The sequence below is a fragment of the Mycolicibacterium psychrotolerans genome (assembly GCF_010729305.1).
Taxonomy (GTDB): Bacteria; Actinomycetota; Actinomycetes; order Mycobacteriales; family Mycobacteriaceae; genus Mycobacterium; species Mycobacterium psychrotolerans.
In genome coordinates, this window is sequence record NZ_AP022574.1 from 2,334,176 (window position 1) to 2,356,816 (window position 22,641).

22 protein-coding genes are annotated in these 22,641 nt (G+C 70.6%); 15 read left to right on the top strand and 7 right to left on the bottom strand.

Annotation, left to right across the window (positions count from 1 at the left end; translation table 11 throughout):
• The first annotated feature begins 17 nt into the window (after positions 1–17).
• From G6N45_RS11605 to dapC, 4 genes are all read left to right on the top strand, one after another.
• On the top strand, positions 18–1,571 hold the full coding sequence (locus G6N45_RS11605) for an MFS transporter (protein WP_163722444.1): 1,554 nt from the start codon (positions 18–20) through the stop codon (positions 1,569–1,571).
• Positions 1,568–2,356, top strand: a complete 789-nt coding sequence (locus G6N45_RS11610) for an SDR family NAD(P)-dependent oxidoreductase (protein ID WP_163722446.1) — start codon at positions 1,568–1,570, stop codon at positions 2,354–2,356. The genes G6N45_RS11605 and G6N45_RS11610 overlap by 4 nt, the downstream gene beginning before the upstream one ends.
• Before the next feature lie 216 nt (positions 2,357–2,572).
• Positions 2,573–2,896: a ferredoxin gene (gene fdxA, locus G6N45_RS11615; RefSeq protein WP_057148298.1), complete on the top strand. Its 324-nt coding sequence runs from the start codon at positions 2,573–2,575 to the stop codon at positions 2,894–2,896.
• 56 nt (positions 2,897–2,952) lie between these two features.
• A complete protein-coding gene (dapC, locus tag G6N45_RS11620) occupies positions 2,953–4,023 on the top strand; it encodes a succinyldiaminopimelate transaminase (RefSeq protein WP_170312444.1) in 1,071 nt (356 codons plus the stop codon).
• A gap of 214 nt (positions 4,024–4,237) precedes the next feature.
• Here dapC and G6N45_RS11625 read toward each other — a convergent pair whose 3' ends face one another.
• Complete coding sequence (locus G6N45_RS11625) at positions 4,238–5,815, bottom strand: PucR family transcriptional regulator (RefSeq protein ID WP_163722448.1); 1,578 nt, start codon at positions 5,813–5,815, stop codon at positions 4,238–4,240.
• A gap of 98 nt (positions 5,816–5,913) precedes the next feature.
• On the opposite strand from G6N45_RS11625, the gene pruA reads away from it, so the two are divergent.
• Both pruA and G6N45_RS11635 read left to right on the top strand, forming a co-directional pair.
• Positions 5,914–7,542 carry an L-glutamate gamma-semialdehyde dehydrogenase gene (pruA, locus tag G6N45_RS11630; protein WP_163722450.1) on the top strand — a complete coding sequence of 543 codons (1,629 nt, stop codon included), beginning with the start codon at positions 5,914–5,916 and terminating at the stop codon, positions 7,540–7,542.
• A 3-nt stretch (positions 7,543–7,545) separates the two neighbouring features.
• Positions 7,546–8,520: a proline dehydrogenase family protein gene (locus G6N45_RS11635; protein ID WP_163722452.1), complete on the top strand. Its 975-nt coding sequence runs from the start codon at positions 7,546–7,548 to the stop codon at positions 8,518–8,520.
• Here G6N45_RS11635 and G6N45_RS11640 read toward each other — a convergent pair.
• Both G6N45_RS11640 and G6N45_RS11645 read right to left on the bottom strand, forming a co-directional pair.
• Positions 8,508–9,002 carry an Rv2253 family sensor-like surface protein gene (locus G6N45_RS11640; RefSeq protein ID WP_057148305.1) on the bottom strand — a complete coding sequence of 165 codons (495 nt, stop codon included), beginning with the start codon at positions 9,000–9,002 and terminating at the stop codon, positions 8,508–8,510. The two genes, G6N45_RS11635 and G6N45_RS11640, sit on opposite strands and share 13 nt — an antisense overlap.
• Before the next feature lie 120 nt (positions 9,003–9,122).
• Positions 9,123–9,659, bottom strand: coding sequence for an NUDIX domain-containing protein (locus G6N45_RS11645; protein ID WP_163722454.1), 537 nt, complete (start codon positions 9,657–9,659; stop codon positions 9,123–9,125).
• 35 nt (positions 9,660–9,694) lie between these two features.
• Here G6N45_RS11645 and G6N45_RS11650 point away from each other — a divergent pair, with 35 nt between their 5' ends.
• The 3 genes from G6N45_RS11650 (at position 9,695) to G6N45_RS11660 (ending at position 12,116) form a co-directional block, all read left to right on the top strand.
• The gene (locus G6N45_RS11650) at positions 9,695–11,110 is read left to right on the top strand and encodes an acyl-CoA synthetase (RefSeq protein WP_163722456.1); all 1,416 of its coding nucleotides are present in this window, start codon (positions 9,695–9,697) and stop codon (positions 11,108–11,110) included.
• Complete coding sequence (locus G6N45_RS11655) at positions 11,101–11,448, top strand: VOC family protein (protein ID WP_163722459.1); 348 nt, start codon at positions 11,101–11,103, stop codon at positions 11,446–11,448. The genes G6N45_RS11650 and G6N45_RS11655 overlap by 10 nt, the downstream gene beginning before the upstream one ends.
• Before the next feature lie 134 nt (positions 11,449–11,582).
• Positions 11,583–12,116, top strand: a complete 534-nt coding sequence (locus tag G6N45_RS11660) for a M15 family metallopeptidase (RefSeq protein ID WP_163728248.1) — start codon at positions 11,583–11,585, stop codon at positions 12,114–12,116.
• Position 12,117: 1 nt separating this feature from the next.
• Here G6N45_RS11660 and G6N45_RS11665 read toward each other — a convergent pair whose 3' ends face one another.
• Positions 12,118–13,296: an MFS transporter gene (locus G6N45_RS11665; RefSeq protein ID WP_179965312.1), complete on the bottom strand. Its 1,179-nt coding sequence runs from the start codon at positions 13,294–13,296 to the stop codon at positions 12,118–12,120.
• A gap of 51 nt (positions 13,297–13,347) precedes the next feature.
• Here G6N45_RS11665 and G6N45_RS11670 point away from each other — a divergent pair, with 51 nt between their 5' ends.
• The gene (locus tag G6N45_RS11670; protein ID WP_163722461.1) at positions 13,348–14,526 is read left to right on the top strand and encodes an ROK family transcriptional regulator; all 1,179 of its coding nucleotides are present in this window, start codon (positions 13,348–13,350) and stop codon (positions 14,524–14,526) included.
• Between the two features lie 6 nt (positions 14,527–14,532).
• On the opposite strand, the gene dapD is transcribed toward G6N45_RS11670, so the two are convergent.
• Positions 14,533–15,492 carry a 2,3,4,5-tetrahydropyridine-2,6-dicarboxylate N-succinyltransferase gene (dapD, locus tag G6N45_RS11675; protein WP_163722463.1) on the bottom strand — a complete coding sequence of 320 codons (960 nt, stop codon included), beginning with the start codon at positions 15,490–15,492 and terminating at the stop codon, positions 14,533–14,535.
• 79 nt (positions 15,493–15,571) lie between these two features.
• Between dapD and G6N45_RS11680 the strand changes: the two genes are divergently transcribed.
• The 3 genes from G6N45_RS11680 to G6N45_RS11690 all read left to right on the top strand — a co-directional run bounded on the left by G6N45_RS11680 (position 15,572) and on the right by G6N45_RS11690 (position 19,129).
• Positions 15,572–16,462 carry a LysR family transcriptional regulator gene (locus tag G6N45_RS11680; RefSeq protein ID WP_163722464.1) on the top strand — a complete coding sequence of 297 codons (891 nt, stop codon included), beginning with the start codon at positions 15,572–15,574 and terminating at the stop codon, positions 16,460–16,462.
• A 120-nt stretch (positions 16,463–16,582) separates the two neighbouring features.
• Positions 16,583–18,091, top strand: a complete 1,509-nt coding sequence (locus tag G6N45_RS11685) for an APC family permease (protein ID WP_163722466.1) — start codon at positions 16,583–16,585, stop codon at positions 18,089–18,091.
• Positions 18,092–18,109: 18 nt separating this feature from the next.
• Positions 18,110–19,129 (top strand): aminotransferase class IV, encoded by a 1,020-nt coding sequence (locus G6N45_RS11690; protein WP_163722468.1) that lies wholly within the window; start codon positions 18,110–18,112, stop codon positions 19,127–19,129.
• 4 nt (positions 19,130–19,133) lie between these two features.
• On the opposite strand, the gene G6N45_RS11695 is transcribed toward G6N45_RS11690, so the two are convergent.
• Complete coding sequence (locus G6N45_RS11695) at positions 19,134–19,457, bottom strand: DUF202 domain-containing protein (RefSeq protein WP_163722470.1); 324 nt, start codon at positions 19,455–19,457, stop codon at positions 19,134–19,136.
• A 1-nt stretch (position 19,458) separates the two neighbouring features.
• Positions 19,459–19,812 (bottom strand): YidH family protein, encoded by a 354-nt coding sequence (locus G6N45_RS11700; protein WP_163722472.1) that lies wholly within the window; start codon positions 19,810–19,812, stop codon positions 19,459–19,461.
• 73 nt (positions 19,813–19,885) lie between these two features.
• Between G6N45_RS11700 and dapE the strand changes: the two genes are divergently transcribed.
• On the top strand, positions 19,886–20,950 hold the full coding sequence (gene dapE, locus G6N45_RS11705; protein ID WP_163722474.1) for a succinyl-diaminopimelate desuccinylase: 1,065 nt from the start codon (positions 19,886–19,888) through the stop codon (positions 20,948–20,950).
• Positions 20,951–21,038: 88 nt separating this feature from the next.
• On the top strand, positions 21,039–22,640 hold the full coding sequence (locus G6N45_RS11710; protein WP_163722476.1) for an ABC-F family ATP-binding cassette domain-containing protein: 1,602 nt from the start codon (positions 21,039–21,041) through the stop codon (positions 22,638–22,640).
• Position 22,641: the final 1 nt, after the last annotated feature.

The window sequence follows — 22,641 nt, forward strand, 5'->3', positions numbered from 1 at the left end:
CATCTGAGGTAGTTGCCATGTCGCTCACCGCGTCCCCGCTCAATCACCGCGTGGCATCGACGTCGAAACCGCTTGCCGCGCTTGTCGTCACGCTGGTGGCCGCACTGGCGATCAACGTGGAGACGACGATCGTCAACGTCGCTCTGCCCACCCTGAATGCCGAACTGGGCGCGTCGACCCGCGGGCTGCAGTGGATCGTCGACTCCTACAACCTGGCGTTCGCCGCGCTCGTCCTCGCGGGCGGCACCGTCGGCGACAAGTTCGGCCGGCGGCGCACGCTCATCGCGGGCCTGGTGCTGTTCGCCGCGGGCAGCGTCGGTGCGGCGCTGTGCACGACGACCGATGAGCTGATCCTGATGCGGGTGGTGATGGGTGTGGCGTCGGCGCTGATCTATCCGACCACGCTGGCGATCATCACCGACACGTTCCGCGACCCGCGTCGGCGCGCCGCGGCGATCGGGGCGTGGGGGGCGGTGACGGGACTGGGCGTCGCGATCGGCCCGATCCTCGGCGGAGCGCTGCTCGAAAAGTTCTGGTGGGGAAGCCTTTTCCTGGCGTTGGCACCCATCGCGTTGCTGGCAGCACTCGCCGCTCCGTGGGCGATCCGGGCCGCGGCGCCGGCGGACCGCACCCGAGTGGACCTCGGCGGGGTGGCCGTGTCGGTGATCCTGCTCGGCGCCCTGGTGTACACGATCATCGAGGCACCCACCCGCGGATGGGGCAGTGCCGCGACGCTCGGCGGCTTCACGGTTGCGCTCTGTGCCGCACTGATCTTCATCTGGTGGGAACGCAGCAGGCCAAATCCGCTGATCGACGTGTCGCTGTTCGCCAACCTCAGATTCAGCGCCGCCAGCGGCGCGGTCACCGTCGCGTTCTTCGCGCTGTTCGGGTTCATCTTCCTGATCACCCAGTTCATGCAGTTGCTCCAAGGCTTCAGCCCCCTGGGTACCGGCGTGCGCATCCTGCCGGTCGCCCTGTCGATCGCGATCGGCTCGGTGCTCGGCACCCGATTGGCGGTCACCCGAATCGGTACGAAATCAATTGTCACAGTAGGGCTTTTGATGATGGCTGCGTCGTTCGCCTGGATCTCGGTGATCGACCTCGGCGTCTCCTACCTCGAGATGGCGGCGCAGATGGTGCTGCTGGGCGGAGGACTGGGCCTGACCACCGCGCCGGCGACCGACTCGATCATGGGAGTGGTGCGGCCCGAGCAGGCGGGCGCGGGCTCGGCCGTCAACGACGCCACCCGCCAGGTCGGCGGAACGCTCGGGGTCGCCGTCATCGGCAGCATCTTCGCGACCCTCTACGGCAACGGCCTCGGCGACAACCCGGCCGTCGCCGCGCTACCCACCGCCCTGCGCGACCTGGTGGGCGAAGGCCTGGCCCAGGGGCTCGGTGTGGCGGCGCAGGCGCCCGAACCGGTGGCGACGGCTCTGCGCACCGGGGTGGCCGACGCGTTCCTGTCCGGGCTGCAGGCGGGGTGCCTGACGGCGACCGCAGTGTGTGTCGCGGGCGCGGTGTTCGTCGCCGTGTTCTTGCCCGCCCACCCACGCACGGCGGTCCCGGCATGACGATCGCCGACCGGTACGGGCCGTGGGCCCTGGTCACGGGTGCCAGCGACGGGATCGGCCAGGCCACAGCGCACCATCTCGCCGCCGCCGGGGTACACCTCGTTCTGGTGGCGCGCCGGGAATCCGCCCTGCATGCCCTCGCCGGGGATCTCGAGCGCAGCCATCAGATCCAGACTCGGGTGGTGGCCGTCGACCTGTCCCGTCCTACGGCGGCCGCTGAGGTGGCCGACGCCTGCGCCGGCGTGGACGTCGGGCTGGTCGTGCTCGCCGCGGGCTTCGGCGCGGCCGGCTCGTTCTTGGAGTCTCCGCTGGCCACCGCGTTGGAGATGATCAGCGTCAACGTCAGCGCGGTCACCGCACTCGCTCATGTGATGGGCGCACGGTTGGTCGCGCGCGGCCGCGGCGGCATCGTGGTGTTCGGCTCGATCCTCGGGTGGCAGGGGGTGCCCGGACAGGCCACCTACGCGGCCACCAAGGCGTACGTACAGGCGCTGGCCGAGGGACTGCACAGCGAACTCGCCGACCGCGGCGTCGACGTCGTGTCCGTCGCGCCCGGCCCGGTGCACACCGGCTTCGGGGCGCGCGCCGGCATGACGATGCGTTCGGCCACCGCGCCCGACGTGGTGGCCGCGGGCGCGCTCAGGAAACTCGGTCGCGGCGTGACCGTGGTGCCCGGCGTGCAGGGCCGGTTGCTGACGCTCGCGCTGGCGCCGCTGCCCCGCCGGTTCCGCACCGCGATCCTGGGCCGCGTGGTCGCCGGCATGGCGGACACCGCCTCGCCGTGACGCAGAGGCGCGTGGCACTAGGCGTCCAGTAAATGAGACGTTTAGTATCTGTAACCACGCGCAACCCCTAACCGGGGTGCGCGTACGAGTTAGGGCACACTGACACGCGCGTCCAAGAACCGGCAGGGATACTTGCCACAACCGGTCGCGCCCACCAGTGCGCCTGCCGGGACAGCCCCACCGGACAGGTAGTTCGAGAGGACTTAGGAGAAGTTCGTGACGTACACGATTGCCGAGCCCTGCGTCGACGTCAAAGACAAGGCATGTATCGAGGAGTGCCCCGTCGACTGCATCTACGAGGGCGCACGCATGCTGTACATCCACCCGGACGAGTGCGTCGACTGCGGCGCCTGCGAGCCGGTGTGCCCTGTCGAGGCCATCTACTACGAAGACGATGTGCCGGACCAGTGGAGCAGCTACACCCAGATCAACGCGGATTTCTTCAGCGAACTCGGATCGCCCGGCGGCGCGTCGAAGGTCGGGCAGACCGACAACGACCCGCAGGTGATCAAGGACCTGCCTCCGCAGGGTGAGGACTGAGCGCGACGGCACGGCCTGAGTGGGCGCGCCGGCAACGGAGGTCAGCGGCGCTGCCGGTGTTCCCCTGGGACACCCTGGCCGACGTCACGACGGCTGCCCGAGCCCATCCCGACGGCCTCGTCGACCTGTCGGTCGGAACTCCGGTCGACCCGGTGGCGCCGGTGATCCGCGAGGCACTGGCCGCAGCCAGCGCCGCGCCCGGCTATCCCACGACCGCGGGCACGTCCGCGCTGCGCGAGGCCGCGGTCGCGGCGCTGGCCCGCCGGTACGGCGTCACCGGCCTCGCGCCCGGTGCAGTGCTTCCGGCGATCGGCACCAAGGAGCTGATCGCCTGGCTGCCGACGCTGCTCGGACTCGGCGCGGCGGACACGGTCGTCGTGCCCGAGCTGGCCTATCCCACCTACGAGGTGGGTGCGCTGCTCGCCGGCGCCGCCGTGGTCCGCGCCGATTCGCTGACCCAGCTCGGCCCGAGCGCGCCGGCGCTTCTGTACCTGAACTCGCCGAGCAACCCGACCGGCAAGGTCCTCGGTGTCGAGCACCTGCGCAAGGTGGTCGGCTGGGCCCGTGAGCGCGGCGTGCTCGTCGCCTCCGACGAGTGCTACCTGGGACTGGGCTGGGACACCGCGCCCCTGTCAGTGCTCCATCCCGACGTCTGCGACGGTGACCACACCGGGCTGCTGGCTCTGCACTCGCTGTCGAAGACGTCGTCGCTGGCCGGCTACCGGGCCGGGTTCGTCGCCGGGGACGCGGCGGTGGTCGCCGAGCTGCTGGCGGTGCGCAAGCACGCCGGCATGATGATGCCCACCCCGGTGCAGGCGGCGATGGTGGCCGCCCTGGACGACGACGAGCACGAGCGTGAGCAGCGCGCACGCTATGCGCGGCGCCGCGAGCAGCTGTTGCCGGCGCTGCGCGCGGCCGGCTTCACCGTCGACCATTCCGAGGCCGGGCTGTATCTGTGGGCCACCCGCGGCGAGCCCTGCCGGGACACCCTGGCCTGGCTCGGCGAGCGCGGAATCCTCGTCGCACCGGGGGAGTTCTACGGTCCCCGCGGTCAGCGGCACGTCCGGGTCGCGTTGACCGCGACCGACGAGCGCATCGCCGCCGCGGCCGCACGCCTGACCCCGTAGCGCCCCGTCCCCGTCTCCCTCTCCCCTTTTCGCCCAAACCAAGTTTGGGCGGGAATGTGCGAGTGGTTCGCACCATTTCGTCGATGTCGAGGCGCGCCCGATCGCGGGAGCACAGGTGCCGTGGCCCCGCCGCCCGTCGTCGAGATCGACGAAAAGGTCTCGATGACCCGCACTTTGGCGCCCAAACGTTGGTTTGGGCGAAAGAAGACGGGGGTCAGGGTTCGGTGGCGCGCAGCGCCAGGGAGAGCACCAGGCGGTCGTCGGGGTCCTCCAGCGAGGTCGCCAGCAGCTTCTCCACCCGCCGGATGCGGTAGCGCACGGTGTTGGGGTGCACGTGCAGGCGCGCCGCGATCGCCCCGATGTCGCCGAAGCCGTCGAGGTAGGCCTGCAGCGTGATCGCGAGCATCGGCTCCTCGTCGCGCAACGCGCGCACCCGCGGATCGACGAGCCGCGGTTGGGCGGCCACCTGCGAGACGATCTCGTCGAGCAGCACCGTCGTGCGCGCCTCGTCGACCGTCGTGACCTGACCGATCGCGCCGGGGTGGCGCTGCGCGCTGTCGAACACCCGGTCCACCTCGGCGCGCGCCTGCGCCGCGGCGGCCACCCCAGCCAGCGGGCACGCCGTCACCGCCCGCACCTCGAGATCGAGTTCCCGGCGCAGCGCAGCGACCAGGCCGCGCGCCCAGGACGTCACCGACGCGGCCCCGGTGACCTTCGGCAGCACCACGAACACCCGGTCCCCGGCGCTGACCACCTGCGCGTCGGAGCGAAAAGCAGTCGCGCTCAGGGCGATCACGTCGGCGGGCACCGCACGGTGCAGGCCGCGGAACCCCACCACCGCGGCGCGGGCGTCCAGGGGGACGCCGAGATCGCGGGCCAGCGCCGCCACGTCATCGGCTTCGGCGCCGGCCAGGCCGAGCAGCTGCTGCACCCGGGCGGTGTGCTGCGACGGCGCCGCGGCCAGCCGTGCCATGATGCGCGCCGCCAGCACGGCCCCGCCGCGCAGGATCTCCTCGACGTCGTCGGCCAGCGCGGCCGAACCCTGCTGCAGCCAGATCGTCCCGGCGAAGCCGGACCGGCGCCGGTCGCCGGACGGGAGGTGCACGCCGACCGCCAGCCGCGGTCGCAGCCCCAGCTCGGGCCGCTCGGCGACCCGCACCACCTCCGAGCCGGCGCGCAGCGCGTCGAAGATGCCCCACTGGCCGATCCACTCCAGATGTTCGGGCGGCCCCGAGCGGCCCAGGATCGTCAGCCGGCGCAGCTCGTCGGCCTCCTCGCTGGAAGCCGAATACGCCAGCATGCGGCTGTCGGCGTCCTCGATACACACCATGCCGCGGGTGCGGTCGGCGATGGACTGGGCCAGTCCGAACAGGTCCGTACCCGAATCATGCTGTGGGTCCGCGCGGTCGCCGTGGTGCTCGAAGGCGTGGTTGACGAGGCGGTACAGATGCTCCCAGCGGGCCTGCGGTTCGACGGCGACGACCGCGGCGCCCAACGCCACCGCCCGGGTCACCGCCGGAGTTGTGGGCTCCTTGACGAAGATCGCCGCGGGCCGGCCGGCAAGCCGTTCCAGCCACCCGACCGCCTCGACGTCGGAGACCCCGAGGAGGAAGAACACGTCGGCCGGCCCGGGGCCGACGGCCAGCCCGAGACGCACGTCGTCGGCGTCGACGAGCGCCACCGAGCTGACCGGCATGTCCAGCCCCCGCGGCGCCTCGACGAGCGTCACCATCGTGCGGTCGAGCGCCAGGAGGAGCTGACCCAGGCCCAGGCCCGTCGATGTCGTCGCCATCAGCGCCTCCTGCTCTTGTGTGATCCAACCAACAAGTCTGCCAGGTGTTGTCCGATCGGCCATCGGATAACGCGACCGAAGTGGGCATTGTTAGGCACATGGATGCGATCACCGACGTACCGCTGCCCGCCAACGAGCCCGTCGGGGACTTCGCCCCCGGCTCCCCGGAACGCGCCCGGCTGCTCGACGCACTGACCCGGCTCGCCGCCGACCCGATCGACCTGCCGCACGTCATCGGCGGCCGACACCGCATGGGTGCCGGCGAGCGCATCGACGTGGTGCAGCCGCACAAGCACGCCGCGCGGCTGGGCACGCTGACCAACGCCGACCACGCCGACGCCACCGCCGCCGTCGAGGCGGCGCTCGCCGCCAAGCCCGCATGGGAGGCCACCCCGTTCGACGAGCGCGCCGCGGTGTTCCTGCGCGCGGCCGACCTGCTCGCCGGGCCGTGGCGGGAGAAGATCGCCGCGGCCACGATGCTCGGCCAGTCCAAGTCCGCCTACCAGGCCGAGATCGACTCGCCGTGCGAGCTCGTCGACTTCTGGCGGTTCAATGTCGCGTTCGCCCGGCAGATCCTGGCCGAGCAGCCGGTCAGCGGAAAAGGCGTGTGGAACCGCACGGACCACCGCCCGCTCGAGGGCTTCGTGTACGCGATCACCCCGTTCAACTTCACCGCGATCGCCGGCAACCTGCCCACCGCGCCCGCCCTGATGGGCAACACCGTGGTGTGGAAGCCGTCCCCCACGCAGACGTTTGCGGCCTACCTGACCATGCAGCTGCTCGAGGCGGCCGGCCTGCCGCCGGGCGTCATCAACCTCGTCGCCGGCGACGGCAAGGCGGTGTCCGACGTCGCGCTGGCCGACCCGCGGCTGGCGGGTATCCACTTCACCGGGTCCACGGCGACGTTCCAGCACCTGTGGCGCGAGGTCGGCACCCACATCGACCGCTACGACACCTACCCGCGGCTGGTCGGCGAGACCGGCGGCAAGGACTTCGTCGTCGCCCACGCGTCGGCGCATCCGGACGTCTTGCGCACCGCGCTGATTCGCGGCGCGTTCGACTATCAGGGGCAGAAGTGCTCGGCCGCGTCACGGGCCTACGTCGCACGGTCGGTGTGGCAGAAGATGGGTGACGACTTCCTGGGCGCCACCGACGCGCTGCGCTACGGCGACGTCACCGACCTGACGAACTTCGGGGGCGCGCTGATCGACGACCGGGCGTTCGCCAAGAACGTCGCCGCCATCGAGCGGGCCAAGGGCGCCCCGGGTGTCACGGTGGCCGCCGGCGGCGAATACGACGACAGCGAAGGCTATTTCGTCCGTCCCACCGTGCTGCTGTCCGACGATCCGACCGACGAGGCGTTCTCGACGGAGTACTTCGGGCCGCTGCTGGCTGTGCATGTCTATCCCGACGACGACTACGAGCGCATCCTCGACGTCGTCGACGGCGGGGCGCGCTACGCGCTCACCGGCGCGGTGATCGCCGACGACCGCGCCGCGGTGCTGACCGCGCAGCAGCGACTTCGGCACGCGGCAGGCAACTTCTACGTCAACGACAAGCCGACCGGCGCCGTCGTCGGCCAGCAGCCCTTCGGCGGGTCGCGGGCCTCGGGCACCAACGACAAGGCCGGCTCGCCGCTGAACCTGACGCGGTGGACGTCGGCCCGCTCGATCAAGGAGACCTTCGTGCCCGCCACCCACCACACCTATCCCCACATGGAGGGCTGAGTCATGGGCGTGTTCGGACAGTTCGCGCGGCCGGTCATCCTGGCCGCCGCCAAGCAGGACGGCTTGCGCCGCGCCGCGGAACGCGTGCCGCTGACCCGGCGGGTGGTGCACCGCTTCGTGCCGGGCGAGGGACTCGACGACGTGATGAAAGCGCTTGTCGCACTGCGCGATTCATCCCGGTTGGTGTCGATCGACTATCTCGGTGAGGACGTCACCGACGCCGACGCCGCCGACGCGACGGTGCAGGCCTACCTCGGCCTGCTCGGCGCGCTGGCCGGTCGGGCGGAGGCGGCGGAGCCGAGGGTACGTCCGCTCGAGGTGTCGCTGAAGCTGTCCGCACTGGGGCAGGCGCTGCCGCACGACGGCGAGAAGATCGCGCTGGAGAACGCGCGCACGATCTGCGAAGCCGCGCACCGCGCCGGGGTCTGGGTGACCGTGGACGCCGAGGACCACACCACGACGGACTCGACGCTGTCGATCGTGCGGGATCTGCGGGTCGACTTCGACTGGGTGGGCACCGTGCTGCAGGCCTATCTGAAGCGGACCAAGGCCGACTGCGCGGAGTTCGCGGCGTCGGGGGCCCGGATCCGGCTGTGCAAGGGCGCCTATGACGAGCCGGCGTCGGTGGCGTACCGCGACACCGACCAGATCACCGACTCCTACCTCGGATGTCTGCGCATCCTGATGGCCGGCCGTGGCTACCCGATGGTGGCCTCGCACGACCCGGAGATCATCGCCGCGGTGGCACCGATGGCGCGGGAAAACCACCGCGGCACCGACGAATTCGAATATCAGATGCTCTACGGTATCCGCGACGGCGAACAGCGCCGGCTTGCCGACGAGGGCAACCACGTGCGGGTCTACGTGCCGTTCGGCTCCCAGTGGTACGGCTACTTCGTGCGCCGGCTCGCCGAGCGTCCGGCCAACCTGACGTTCTTCCTACGTGCGCTGACCGAGCGGCGCGGTCACGCCGGATAGGCGGCGACGGGCATCACCACGGTGCCCTTGCAGATGCCGTCGAGGATCTCGGTGCGCCAACTGCCGTACATCGATCCGTCCAGCGTCGGCGCGTAGAACACCAGCGACCGGGCCGGGACGTACTCGCGCGGCACGTCGTCGCCGCGGTAACACTCCCACTGCCAGTTGTAGTTGAACACCCACTGTTTGCCGTCCCACGTGTAACGGCTCGGCTGGGGAATCGTCGGATTGCTCGGCGCCGGACCGTCGTTCGCGGTCGCCACGCAGGTGCCCGCACACGAGGTGCTGAAGGTGTACTGGGCGCGGAAGTCCGGCTCCGGCTGGCGCGCGGCGATGCTGGTGCCCAGCTTGTTCGACGCGAAGGTGATCACCGTGTAGCGCCCGCTCCAGTCCGGTGGCGCCGCCGCGGCGGTGGCGCCGGGGCAGACCCAGGCCGCCGCGACGAACGTGGCAGCCGCCAGTGCACTCCGTCGGGCAGACATGGTCCCTCACAATGGTTCTCCGGTGACCTCTGCAACCTATCCGCCCGCACCGCCGCGGTGCCCCATCGACACGACACCCACGGGCACGGTTGCGTCACGGGTTGGTCTCGTCAGGGCGCGTCAGTGTCCCGCGAGTAGCAGCAGCGTCCAGGCCGCCATCGACTGCGCGTCGGTGATCACACCCGCGCGCATCATCTGTTCGATCTCGGCGCGGCCGAACCACGCGCTGCGCATGTCCTGCTCTTCGTGTTCGCGGTCGTGCGGCCCTTCGGTGATGCCGGTGGCCAGGAACACCCGGCCGCGCTGGCTGCTCATCCCCGGCGCGACGTCGAGCATGCCGAGTTCGACCAGCGACGCCGCGGTCAGCCCAGTCTCCTCGCGGAGTTCGCGGGCCGCCAGCGCGGCCGGTTCGAGATCGGCCCGGTCGGGCGCGGTGCCCTGCGGAAACTCCCAGCGCCGCAACCCCAGCGGATAGCGGAACTGCTCCACCAGATGGAAGCGGTCCCCGTCCCGCGGAATCACCAGCGCATACGTCGGCTTGTCGACCACCGCATAGATCCCGCTGCTGCCGTCGGGCCTGCGGATGTCGTCCTCGCGGATCGTCAACCAGTTGTTCTGGTACACCTGGCGGGAACCGAGCGCCCGGATCGAATCCATCGCATCAGTATGACCGGCGGGTAGCCTCAGTTCTCGTGCTGCTGGCCTCTCTGAACCCCGCGGCCGTCGCCGGGGGCGCGGACATCGACGACGCCGTGCGCATCGACGGCGTGACCCTCAGTCGCAGCGATCTGGTGGGTGCGGCCACATCGGTCGCCGAACGGGTCGGCGGCGCCGCCACGGTCGCCGTGCTGGCCCGCCCGACGCCGGCCACCGTGCTGGCCGTCGTCGGGTGCATGATCGCCGGAGTCCCCGTCGTCCCGGTGCCCGCCGATGTGGGCGCCGCCGAGCGCAGGCACATCCTCACCGACTCCGGCGCCCAGGCGTGGCTGGGCGAACGGCCCGACGACACCGACGGTCTGCCGCACATCCCGGTGCGGCTGCACGCCCGGTCCTGGCACCGCTACGCCGAGCCGCCACCGAACGCCACCGCGCTGATCGTCTACACCTCCGGCACCACCGGCCTGCCCAAGGGCGTGCTGCTCAGTCGCCGGGCGATCGCCGCCGACCTCGACATGCTCGCCGCGGCCTGGCAGTGGACCGCCGAGGACACCCTCGTCCACGGGCTGCCGCTCTACCACGTGCACGGCCTGGTGCTGGGCCTGCTGGGGTCGCTGCGCATCGGCAACCGCTTCGTCCACACCGGTAAGCCCACACCGCAGGACTACGCGCAGGCCGTGTCCGAAGGCGGGTCGCTGGTGTTCGGCGTTCCCACCGTCTGGTCACGGATCGTCGCCGACGGCGACGCCGCCCGGGCGCTGGCGCCGGCCCGGCTGTTGGTCTCGGGTAGCGCACCGCTGCCCGTCCCGGTGTTCGACGGGCTGGCCGCGCTCAGCGGCCACCAGCCGGTGGAACGGTACGGGAGTACCGAAGCGCTGATCACGCTGAGCACGCTGGCCGCAGGTGAACGCCGGCCCGGCTGGGTGGGGCTGCCGCTCAAGGGCGTCACCACCCGGCTGGTCGCCGAGGACGGCACCGCCGTGCCGCACGACGGCGAGAGCATCGGGGCGCTGCACCTGCAGAGCCCGACGCTGTTCGACGGCTATCTCAACCGCCCCGACGCCACCGCCGAGGTGCTCGACGCCGACGGCTGGTACCACACCGGCGATGTCGCGGTGATCGACGCGGGCGGGATGCACCGCATCGTCGGCCGCGCATCGGTCGATCTGATCAAGAGCGGCGGATTCCGGATCGGCGCGGGCGAGATCGAGACGGTGCTCCTCGGTCATGCCGGGGTGGCCGAAGCCGCGGTGATCGGGGCGCCCGACGCCGACCTCGGGCAGCGGATCGTCGCGTTCGTGGTCGGCGACGCCGCCCCCGACGAGCTGATCGACCATGTCGCACAGCAGCTTTCGGTGCACAAGCGACCGCGCGAGGTCCGCGTCGTGGACGCCCTGCCGCGCAACGCGATGGGTAAGGTCTTGAAGAAGGAACTGCTGCAATGGGTCTGAGGTTCTCCGACGTCTGCATCGACGCCCACGACACGCATGCCCTGGCGTCCTGGTGGTCGCGGGTGCTCGGCTGGCCGGCCGAGGACACCGACGACGGCGACGTCGCGCTGCGCGCCCCGGCGGCCGCAGGCCCGGACTGGCTGTTCCTCGCCGTGCCCGAGGAGAAGGTGGTGAAGAACCGGATCCACTTCGACTTCACTCCGGAGGACCAGGATGCCGAGGTCGCCCGCGTGCTCGAGCTCGGTGCGCGTCGGGTCGACATCGGCCAGGGTGACGAGAGCTGGGTGGTGCTCGCCGACCCCGAGGGCAACGAGTTCTGCATCCTGGCGGCCCCCTAGTGAGTCACCTCCTTCCGCGAGCGCGCGTGTCTGCACGCAACACGCCGCGCCACGCCGGCATTTCGCGCGCGCTCGCGGCGATCGGGGGAGCGCTGGCCGTCACGCTGACCGCGTGCGCGCAGTCGCCGGAGGTGATGCTCGCCCAGACGAGCATCGTGCTGCCCCCGCCGCCGCCGGAGCCGGTGACGCCTCCGCCCGGTGACCAGCTGGCGATCGGCCCCGCCGCCGTCGACACCACCGGCGGCTGGCTCCCCGACGGCACCACGCTCTCGCCGTTCGACGTCACCAATCCGATTCTGTCGCAGATCGATCCGGCACTGCTGACCGCCGTGCAGAACGCCGCGCGGGCCGCCGAGGCCGCGGGCATCGGCCTGCGCATCACCTCGGGCTGGCGTTCGAAAGGCTTCCAGCAGCGGCTGTTCGACAATGCGGTGGGCACCTACGGCAGCGTCACGGCGGCCGCGGAGTTCGTGGCCACCCCAGAGGTGTCCAAGCACGTCACCGGTCAGGCCATCGACATCGGACCGCCCGAGGCCGATCAGTGGCTGATTGCCAACGGCAGGCAGTTCGGGCTGTGCCAGATCTACGCGAACGAGATCTGGCACTTCGAACTGGCCGCCGATGCGCAGGGCAACTGCCCGCCGCTGCGGCCCAACGCCGCGGGCTGATCTAGGGCTGAGCGGGAAAAGCGTTGCGGGACAGAGCGGCGACGGCGGTGCCTGCGCCGATCAGCGCGATCGCGACCCACGGCAGCACGCCCAGGCCGGCGGTCCCGAGCAGCGCGGCGCCGAGCGCCGATCCGCCCGCGATCCCCACATTCGATGTGGCGTTGACCCACGCGCCCGCGCGTTCGGGGGACACCGCGTGGGTGCGCACCGCGCACGCCTGATACAGCGACGGCACACCGCCGAACGCGCCGCACCAGATCGCCGTCGCGGCCAGCACGCCCGCCATCACCGGCCACGCGACACCGAGTGCCGCCACCGCGATCAGCTTGGCGCACAAGGTGATCAGTGTCGTCCCGCGCGGGTTGCGGTCCAGCCCCCGGCCCGCGTACCACAGTCCGACCAGACCGCAGGCGCCGCAGCCGAGCAGAATCGGCCCGATGAACGCCGCGTGCACCCCGCTGCCGAGGAGCAGCAGGCTGATGAACGTGTAGGCGGTGAAGTGCCCGACGAACACGAGCATGTTCGACGCGGACACCGCGACCAGCCGGCCGCGACGCCCCGGCTCACGCGCCCCGGTCTGACCGGTGTTGGTCACGCCCGGCAGCACGGCGCCGATCAACGCGAACGCGCCCACGGCCGCGACGGCCAGCACCGCGAACGGCGTCCTCCAGCCGGACGCCGCGCCCAGCGAGGTCAGCAGCGGCACGCCGAGCACCAGGCCGGCCGACACGCCGCACCCGGCGATCGCCAGCGCACGGCCGACGAGCGCCCGGGACACCAGCCGCGGGGTGTACCCGATCAGCAGCGAGAAGAACAGCGCGTGCGTCAGACCGCCGATGGTCCGCCCGGCGGCGACGACGGCGAACGACGGGGCGGCGGCGACGGCGGCGTTGCTGACCGCGTACCCCGCCACGGTGGCCAACAGCAGCGGCTTGCGGGCGAACCGCGAGGTGGCCATCGTCAGCGGAACCGCGAACAGGGCCACCATCACCGCGTACAGCCCGACGAGCAGTCCCGTCGTGGCGTCCGACACCCCGAACGCCGCACCGAGGTCGGGCAGCAGGCCCACCGGGAGCATCTCGGTCGTGACCGCCAGACACGATGCCAGCGCCAGCGAGAGCAGAGCGGGCAGAGCGTCGCGAAGTCCGCGCGTCGCGGCCTGATCGGTGGTCACACTCACGCATCATGAATATACTCAACCACCGAGTTTAAACAAAAGGAATACTCCTCCATGGTCTCTCCGCAGTCCGGACGGCTCCGGTGGCACAGTGCCGCCGAGCTTCTCGGGGTCGTGCGCGCCGAGCCGGGCATCACCCGGGCCGCGGCTGCCGCGCATCTCGGAATCGGCAGCGGCGGGGCCAGCGAACTGATCGCCCGGATGCGCGCCGTCCGGCTGCTCGACGAGGCGCCTGCTCCGGCGCGGGGTCGGGGCCGGCCGACCACGGTGCTCGGCGGCCATGACGAGGGCCCGCTCGTCCTGGCCGCGGAACTGCGCGCCGCGGACTGGCGGCTGGCGCTGGCCGGTGTGGACGGCAGGCCCGACGTGGTGGCGCACCACGAATACCGGGGCGACCTCGATGACGCGCTCGGACGGCTGGCAAGCGCGATCGGCACCGCCTATCGCCGCAATGCGAACCGGCTGACGGCGGTCTCGGTGTCGGTGGCGGGAACGGTCAGCGATGCCCGGCTGGTGCAGTTCACCCCGCGCGGCCGCCGCGACGTCGACCTGACGGTGCTGATTGCGAAAATCCCGCGCCGCGCCGGGGTTTCGGTCCTGGTCGGCAACGACGCCACGCTGGCGGGGCTCGCGGAGGCGCGCACCGGTGCCGCCCGCGCCGCGACGACCGCGCTGTTTCTGATGGTGGCCAAGGGTGTCGGTGGGGCTCTGGTGGTGCACGGTGAACCGGTGTCCGGAGCGCACGGCGCGGCGGGGGAGTACGGTCACATCCCGTTCGGTGATCCGGCGCTGGTCTGCCCCTGTGGCGCCCGCGGCTGCTGGGATCTCACCGTCGACGGTCGTGCGATGGCGCGTCACCTCGGCGCCGACGAGCCCGCCGACCCAGTCGACTATCTGCACGGGCTCTCCGAGCGTCGGGATGCCGAGACGCGCAGAGCGTTTCGGAAGGTTGCGGCCTCGCTCGGCCGCGGGACCGGAGCGCTGGTGAACCTGCACGATCCTCAGGTGGTGACGCTGGGCGGCGTCGCGGCGCTGCTGCGGGCACACGCCACCGAGGAGTTCGAGGCCGCCTACCGCGACGCGCTGATGGCGTTCCGCAAGGAGTCACCGCCCCCGGTGCGCGACGCCCAGCACGGTGAGGACGGACCACTGCACGGCGCGGTGATCCGGGCGCTCGACCACATCACGACGCCCGACGCGCTGGCCGCGTGGGCGGCGCGGCAACGGGCTTGACCGGCGTCAGTTGGCGTGCAGCGCCTCGTTCAGCGTGATGCCGGTGCCGTCGCGCTTGACCACCTCGACCGCCCCGGTCAGCGAATTGCGGCGGAAGAGTAGTTTGTTCGCGCCGGAGAGCTCCCGGGCCTTCACGCTCTGACCGTCGCCGGTGACCACCTTCGTGCCTGCGGTGACGTACAGCCCGGCCTCGATCACGCAGTCGTCCCCCAGCGAGATGCCCAGGCCCGCATTGGCGCCGAGCAGGCACCGCTTGCCGATCGAGATCACCTGCGTGCCACCGCCGGAGAGCGTGCCCATGATCGACGCGCCGCCACCGACGTCGGACCCGTCGCCGACGACGACACCGGCCGAGATGCGGCCCTCCACCATCGAACTGCCCAGCGTGCCGGCGTTGTAGTTGACGAAGCCCTCGTGCATCACCGTGGTGCCAGGCGCCAGATGCGCTCCCAGCCGGACCCGGTCGGCGTCGGCGATGCGCACCCCCGACGGCATCACGTAATCGACCATCCGGGGGAACTTGTCGACGCCGTACACGGTGACCTGGCCGCGCCGGCGCAGCCGGGCGCGCACCGTCTCGAAACCCTCGATCGCGCAAGGGCCGTAGTTGGTCCACGCGACGTTGGTGAGTACGCCGAAGAATCCGTCGGCGTTCAGCCCGTGCGGCGCCACCAGCCGGTGCGAGAGCAGATGCAGCCGCAGATACGCGTCGTAGGCGTCGACGGCCTTGTCCTCCAGCGACGCGATCACCGTGCGGACCACGACGGTCTCGACGTCGCGGTCCTCGTCGCGGCCGGCGAGCTCCGCCAGCTCGGCGGGCACCTCGGCGACCGAGAGCCGCACGGTGCCGCCGGAAACACCGTCCGCGCCCAGTTCAGGAGCGGGGAACCACACGTCGAGAACAGTCCCGTCGGCGGCGAGGGTGGCCAGGCCGATACCGGAAGCGCCAGAAGCTGCTGAAGTCACGGTGCTTCAGGCTACCGGTGCGCCTAGCATCGCTTCACGGTGTCCCGACCAGGTCAGGAGGCGAACCACGAGTACCGACGTGACGTTGCGCCAACTGCGCTACTTCGCCGTCCTCGGCCAGGAGCTCAACTACCGGCGTGCCGCCGAGAAGTTGTTCATCACCCAGCCCGCCCTGTCCACCGCCATCAAGCAACTCGAGCACCATTTCGGTGTCGTGCTGTTCCGGCGCAACACCCGCGAGGTCGCGCTCACCGATCTGGGCGCCGCCTGGCTGCCGCAGGTGCAGCAGGCCCTGTCCGGTGTCGACGCCGTCGTCGACAATTTGGTCACGCTCTCGGGTACGCGCCTGGGGGTGCTGCGCGTCGGCTACCTCATCGGCACGGGGGCCGACCTGCTGTTCCGGCTGGTGCGGCACTTCGAGGCCGCCTACCCGGACGTCACCGTCGAACCGATCGAATTCGATTTCGCCGACCCGACGGCGGGCCTGGCCGATGGCACCACCGAGGTCGCGATCATCCGGCCGCCGGTCGACCTGCCCGAGCACCGCATGCTGATCCTGGACTCCGAATCGTGGGTGGCCTGCCTACCGCGCGACCACCGGCTCGCCGGTCACCACGAGGTCTCGATCGTCGAACTGCTCGACGACCCGATCGTGTGCGCGCCCCTGACCGCCGGAACCTGGCGCGACTACTGGCTCGCGATGGACGTGCGCGGCAACCGGCCCCCGACGATCGCCGCGGTGGCCGCCACCTACGAGGCCGAGACCACCGCGATCGCCCGCGGGCTGGGCATCAGCTTCACCACCTCGTCGGTGGCCCGGTTCTACGACCGGCCCGGCATCGCCTACGTGCCGATCAACGACAGGCCACCCAGCCACACCGCGCTGGCCTGGAATCCCGGCAACCTGACCCCGCAAGCCGACGCCCTGGTCCGGCTCGTCCAGGAGCAATGGAGCGGAGGCGAGTATTGAGGTGAGCGGCACTGATAAACGCAGCTTATGACTAGATCAAAAGATCGAACTTCCGGTGTCGGCGTAATGACGGTTGTCTGTCTGCAGGTGTTCATCCCCACGGCTTGACCTGGAGCGACCATGACCGACGCAGTGATCCGACCCACTCATACAGAACAGCCCGTCCCGACGCCGAACGCCGAGGACGCGGTCCTGGCCGAACTGGGCTACGCCCAGAAGCTGGACCGCTCGGTCGGCACCCTGGCGTCCTTCGCCATCGGGTTCGCCACCATCAGCGCCACCACCGCGGTGTTCACCGGCTTCGGCGCCGGCTACTTCACCGCAGGCGCACCGTTCGTCTGGACGCTGCTGCTCGCCGGCGCGGTGTTCGCACTGTGGACGTTCATCGCCGCCGACCTGACCGCCAAACTTCCCCTCGCCGGCTACTCCTATCAATGGATCAGTCGGATCAACGGGCCGAACCTCGCCTGGTTCACCGGGTTCATCGCGCTGTTGGGCTGGGTCTGCGGCATGACCGGCGTCGGCTTCATCCTGTCCGGCTACCTCGGCGGGCTGTTCGGCTGGAGCATGAGCCAGAGCGCGCAGATCCTGCTCGCCATCGCCGTGGTGTTCGTCTGCGTACTCATCAACATCTACGGCGTGCGGTTCGCAACGATGGTCAACAACATCGGCGTCAGCCTCGAACTGGTCATCACCGTCGGCGCCACCGCGCTCATCGCGATCATCGCGTTCTCGGCGCCGGAGAACCACCAGCCGATCTCGACCCTGTTCACCGGCGGGCAGTCCGGCGACAAGGACTCTTACCTGCTGGCGTGGCTCGCCGCGGCGCTGGGGCCGTTCTTCGGCCTGATCGGCGTCGAATCCGGAGCCGACGTCGCCGAGGAGACCAAGAACGCCCGCCGCGTGGTGCCGAAGACCATGTTCTACGCGCTCATCACCTCGATCGTCATCGAATTCCTGATGTACGTGGTCTACGTGCTGGCCATCAAGGATGCCGCTGCGGTCGAAGCCAATTCGGCCGCCCCGATCGAGGAGATCATCACCCAGCAGGCCGGTCCCGTCGTCACCAAGATCGTGGTGGCCGTCGCGCTGACGAACATCCTGGCGTGCCTGCTGGCCAACATCCTGGTGGCCACTCGGCTGACGTACTCGATGGCCCGCGACAACATGCTGCCGTTCTCCCACGTATGGCGCCACGTCTCACCGAAGAGCAAGGCTCCGACGTACGCGGTGCTCGGATTGGGCTGCCTGTCAACGGTTCTGCTGCTCTCGGCGCTGGTCAACGAGAAGGCGTTCAACTACATCATCGGCATCGCGTCGCTGCTGTTCTTCTTCGTCTACATCCTGCAGACCATCGGCCTGATCGTCGGCTACCGGCGCGGCACGATCCCACAGGGTGAGCCCGGCACCTTCGACCTCGGCCGGTTCCGGCTTCCGCTCTACGTGACGGCGCTCGTGGTGTTCCTCGCCGTCGCGGTGGCCCTGCTCTTCCTTCCGCAGTTCACCAGCAACAAGTGGGTGTTCCTCGGCATCGTCGCCGTCGCGGCGCTGTGGTGGGCCACCGGCCTCAAGGCGCGCCTGGCGCGCGGTGACGCCGGCGCGACGTACGCCAAGACCCACCAACTCTGATCCCCGAAAGGACCTGACATGACTGCTGTTTCCGACCTCGGAACCTCCAACCTCGTCGCCGTCGAGCCCGGCGCCATCCGCGAAGACACCCCGCCCGGCTCGGTGATCCAGTACAGCGAGTACGAACTCGACACCTCCAGCCCGTTCGCCGGCGGCGTCGCCTGGATCGAGGGCGAGTTCATCCCGGCCGAGGACGCCCGGATCTCGATCTTCGACACAGGATTCGGCCACTCCGATCTGACCTACACCGTGGCGCATGTGTGGCACGGCAACATCTTCCGGCTCGGCGATCACCTCGACCGCCTCCTCGACGGCGCGCGCAAGCTGCGCCTGGACGCCGGGATGAGCAAGGACGAACTCACGGACATCACCAAGAAGTGCGTGTCGATGTCGCAGCTGCGCGAGTCGTTCGTCAACCTGACCGTCACCCGCGGCTACGGCCGCCGCAAGGGCGAGAAGGACCTGTCGAAGCTCACCCACCAGGTGTACATCTACGCGATTCCCTACCTGTGGGCGTTCCCGCCGTACGAGCAGATCTTCGGCACCACCGCGGTGGTGCCCCGGCACGTGCGCCGCGCCGGGCGCAACACCGTCGACCCGACCATCAAGAACTACCAGTGGGGCGACCTGACCGCCGCCAGCTTCGAGGCCAAGGACCGCGGCGCGCGGACGGCGATCCTGCTCGACGCCGACAACTGTGTGGCCGAAGGCCCCGGCTTCAACGTGTGCATCGTCAAGGACGGCGTGCTGGCGTCGCCGTCGCGCAACGCGCTGCCCGGCATCACCCGCAAGACGGTGTTCGAGATCGCCGACGCGATGGGCATCGAGGCGACGCTGCGCGACGTCACCAGCCACGAGCTCTACGAGGCCGACGAGATCATGGCCGTCACCACCGCCGGCGGTGTCACCCCGATCAACACCCTCGACGGCGAGCCGATCGGCTCCGGTGAACCCGGTCCGATGACCGTGGCGATTCGGGACCGGTTCTGGGCGCTGATGGACGAGCCGTCGCCGCTGATCGAGGCCATCGAGTACTGACCGCTCACACCGAGAGGGCGAGCGCGACCGCCACCGCGAAACCGAAGGCCGCCGTCCCGTAGCCGAGGAGCGCCACCTCCAGCGAGGGCACCTCGACGGTGGTGGCTTCTTTCCTGATGCGCCGCGACCGTCGGTAGCTGAGGCCGAGCACCATCAGCGCCAGCAGCCCGGCCACCGCCGCCAGCACGGTCCGCCCCGCGACGGGCGGCCCGTGGTGGCGGATCATCATCAACGCTCCGCCGACGAGCAGGCCCAGGGAACTGCGCTCCCACGACAGCAGGGTTCGTTCGGCCTGCAGACCTGGCTTGGCGGTCTCCGGCGCGGGCACGTCAGCCGTCCGCCGGCGGCCAGACGAGCAGGACGACGAGGACGCCGAGCGTCATCACGAAGATGCCGGTCCCGAGGAGAACCGGAATGCGGGTCCGCGGCAACTCGGCGCCGCTGCGCATGGCCTCCTGCACGATGCGCCACCGCCGGACGGCGACCACGGCGAGCAGGCCGCCTGCCAGGGTCAGCGTCACGCTCAAGAGGTGCCGCACCCCGGCGATCCCGAATGCCGGCACGAACTGGACGATGGCCACCCCGCCGGCGATCAGCGCCAGTGCGGTGCGGATCCACGCCAGGAACGTCCGCTCGTTGGCGAGGGTGAAGCGGTAGTCCGGCTCCTGCGGTGACGGCGTCATTCGGCTGAGCCCTCCCTCTCCGGCGGACGCGTCCGGGGCTCTCACGCTAGCGAACCGGCTAACGTGGTGTCTCGTGCTCGACCTTCATGGTGATCCGATCGCGCTGACGGCGGCGCTGGTGGACATCCCCAGCGAATCACGCCACGAGCAGCGCATCGCCGACGAGATCGAGACCGCGCTGCGCGAACAGACCACCGGCTTCGAGATCGTCCGCAACGGCGACGCCGTGCTCGCCCGCACCCATCTCGGCAGGCCCTCGCGCGTCCTGCTGGCCGGCCACACCGACACCGTCCCCGCCGCCGACAACGTGCCCAGCCGCCGCGACGGTGAGCTGCTCTACGGCTGCGGCACCTCCGACATGAAGTCCGGCGACGCGGTGTTCCTGCACCTGGCCGCCACCGTCGCCGACCCGGCGCATGACATCACGCTGGTGATGTACGACTGCGAGGAGATCGAGGCATCGGCCAACGGCCTCGGCCGCATCGAGAAGGAGATGCCCGACTGGCTGGCCGCCGACGTCGCGATCCTCGGGGAACCGTCGGGCGGTCTGATCGAGGCCGGCTGCCAGGGCACCCTGCGGGTCGTCATCGGCGGCACCGGCACCCGCGCGCACTCGGCCCGATCATGGTTGGGCGACAACGCGATTCACAAGCTCGGCGCTGTGCTGGCCCGGCTGGAGGCCTATCGGGCGAGAAGCGTGAACATCGACGGCTGCGTGTACCGCGAGGGCCTGTCGGCGGTGCGGATCGAGGGCGGCGTCGCCGGCAACGTCATCCCCGACGCCGCCTCGGTGACGGTGAACTTCCGCTTCGCGCCCGACCGCAGCGTCGAGCAGGCCTATGCGCATGTGCGTGAGGTGTTCGACGGACTCGACGTGGCCGTCGAATTGACCGACGCCGCGGCGGGAGCACTGCCCGGCCTGAGCCGGCCCGCGGCGGCCGCGCTTGTCGCCGCCGCCGGGGGAGAGGTCCGGGCCAAGTACGGCTGGACCGACGTGTCGCGGTTCGCGGCGCTGGGTGTCCCCGCGGTGAACTACGGTCCGGGCGACCCGAACACCGCGCACCGCGCCGACGAGCACGTCGAGGTCGGACAGATCACCGCGGTCACCGAGATGTTGCGGCGGTACTTAATCGGTTGACGGGTCTGGTTACCCTGGACCCATGCTCTCGCGCTGACGACCTCGTCCCGCCGTCTGTTCCCCACGAGTACGTCTCGAGAGTTCCCCCATGCCATCGATCGTCCTGTCGCACGTCTCGTTCTCCTGGCCCGACGACACCCCGGTGTTCACCAACCTGTCGTTCTCGGTCGGTCCCGGCCGCACCGGGCTCGTCGCCGGAAACGGCGCGGGCAAGACCACGCTGCTCGAGCTCGTCGCCGGCGAGCTGACCCCCACCGCAGGCACGGTCACCGTCGACGGCACGGTCGGCTACCTGCCCCAGACGCTGCCGCTGCTCGACGACCGCACGGTCGCCGAACTGCTGGGCGTGGCCGGCGTGATCGCCGCGCTCGACGCACTGGCCCGCGGCGATGCCGGCGAGCAGGTGTTCGCCGCGATCGGCGAGGATTGGGAGGCCGAGGAGCGGGCCCGCGCCCAGCTCGACCGCCTCGGACTCGGCCACATCAGTCTGGACAGATCCCTGCGCACCCTCTCCGGTGGTGAGGTGGTCACCCTGGGACTCGCACGGGAGTTGTTGCGACGCAGCGACGTTCTGCTCCTCGACGAGCCGACGAACAACCTCGACCGGGACGCGCGCGGTCGACTCTACGAGGCGCTCGACGAGTTCGGCGGCTGCCTGCTGCTGGTCAGCCACGACCGGGTGCTGCTCGACCGCGTGGACCGCATCGCCGAGCTGCGTGGTGACGAAATCACTCTGTACGGAGGCGCTTTCAACGCCTACCGGGATGCCGTCGACGGTACCGAACAGGCCGCCCGCAGCGCGGTCCGGCAGGCCGAGCAGCACCTCCAGCGGGAGAAGCGCCAGCGTCAGCAGGCCCGGGAGCGCGCCGACCGGCGCGCCGGCACGGCCCGGCGCTCGCTGCCCGATGCGGGCCTGCCCAAGATCGTCGCCGGGGCGATGAAGCGGCGCGCGCAGGAGACCGCCGGACGCGCCGACGACGTGCACGCCCGGCGGCTCGACGATGCCCGTGCCCGGCTCGAGGCGGCCGAGCGCGCGGTGCGCGACGACGAGACCCTGGTCCTGGACCTGCCGGACACCGTGGTGCCGGCGGGGCGAACATTGCTGCGGTGCAACGATGTCCGTCTCGAGCGAGGCGGGCGGCAGGTGCTCGCCGGGGTGAACCTGACGGTGCGCGGTCCCGAGCGGATCGCCCTGACCGGGCGCAACGGCAGCGGAAAGACCACGCTGTTGCGAATACTGCTCGGGGAGATCCCGCCCGACGGCGGCACGGTCGAGCGCTTCGACGGCCGGATCGCCTACCTCTCGCAGCGGTTGGATCTGCTCGACGACGAGCGCACGGTGGCAGACAACCTCGCCACGGCCGCCCCGACGCTGTCCGTGACGCGCCGACGGCATCTGCTGGCACAATTCCTGTTTCGCGGTGACGCTGTTGATCTGCCGGTCGGCGCGCTGTCGGGCGGGGAGCGACTGCGCGCGACGCTGGCGTGCGTGCTGTTCGCGGAACCGGCGCCGCAGCTGCTGCTGCTCGACGAACCGACCAACAACCTGGATCTGGTCAGCGTCGCCCAGCTCGAAGCCGCACTGGCCGCCTATCGGGGCGCGTTCGTCGTCGTCAGCCACGACGACGCGTTCCTGGCCGGGATCGGCGTCGACCGCACCCTGGACATCGACGACGGTGTGCTGCGCTGAC

Coding starts and splice junctions, on each gene's coding strand:
- G6N45_RS11610 (WP_163722446.1), top strand. CDS start 1,568: ATGACGATCGCCGACCGGTACGGGCCGTGGGCCCTGGTCACGGGTGCC.
- G6N45_RS11625 (WP_163722448.1), bottom strand. CDS start 5,815: ATGGCGACGACATCGACGGGCCTGGGCCTGGGTCAGCTCCTCCTGGCG.
- G6N45_RS11605 (WP_163722444.1), top strand. CDS start 18: ATGTCGCTCACCGCGTCCCCGCTCAATCACCGCGTGGCATCGACGTCG.
- G6N45_RS11660 (WP_163728248.1), top strand. CDS start 11,583: ATGCTCGCCCAGACGAGCATCGTGCTGCCCCCGCCGCCGCCGGAGCCG.
- G6N45_RS11635 (WP_163722452.1), top strand. CDS start 7,546: ATGGGCGTGTTCGGACAGTTCGCGCGGCCGGTCATCCTGGCCGCCGCC.
- G6N45_RS11700 (WP_163722472.1), bottom strand. CDS start 19,812: ATGACGCCGTCACCGCAGGAGCCGGACTACCGCTTCACCCTCGCCAAC.
- G6N45_RS11645 (WP_163722454.1), bottom strand. CDS start 9,659: ATGGATTCGATCCGGGCGCTCGGTTCCCGCCAGGTGTACCAGAACAAC.
- G6N45_RS11685 (WP_163722466.1), top strand. CDS start 16,583: ATGACCGACGCAGTGATCCGACCCACTCATACAGAACAGCCCGTCCCG.
- G6N45_RS11655 (WP_163722459.1), top strand. CDS start 11,101: ATGGGTCTGAGGTTCTCCGACGTCTGCATCGACGCCCACGACACGCAT.
- G6N45_RS11690 (WP_163722468.1), top strand. CDS start 18,110: ATGACTGCTGTTTCCGACCTCGGAACCTCCAACCTCGTCGCCGTCGAG.
- G6N45_RS11710 (WP_163722476.1), top strand. CDS start 21,039: ATGCCATCGATCGTCCTGTCGCACGTCTCGTTCTCCTGGCCCGACGAC.
- G6N45_RS11670 (WP_163722461.1), top strand. CDS start 13,348: ATGGTCTCTCCGCAGTCCGGACGGCTCCGGTGGCACAGTGCCGCCGAG.
- pruA (WP_163722450.1), top strand. CDS start 5,914: ATGGATGCGATCACCGACGTACCGCTGCCCGCCAACGAGCCCGTCGGG.
- G6N45_RS11640 (WP_057148305.1), bottom strand. CDS start 9,002: ATGTCTGCCCGACGGAGTGCACTGGCGGCTGCCACGTTCGTCGCGGCG.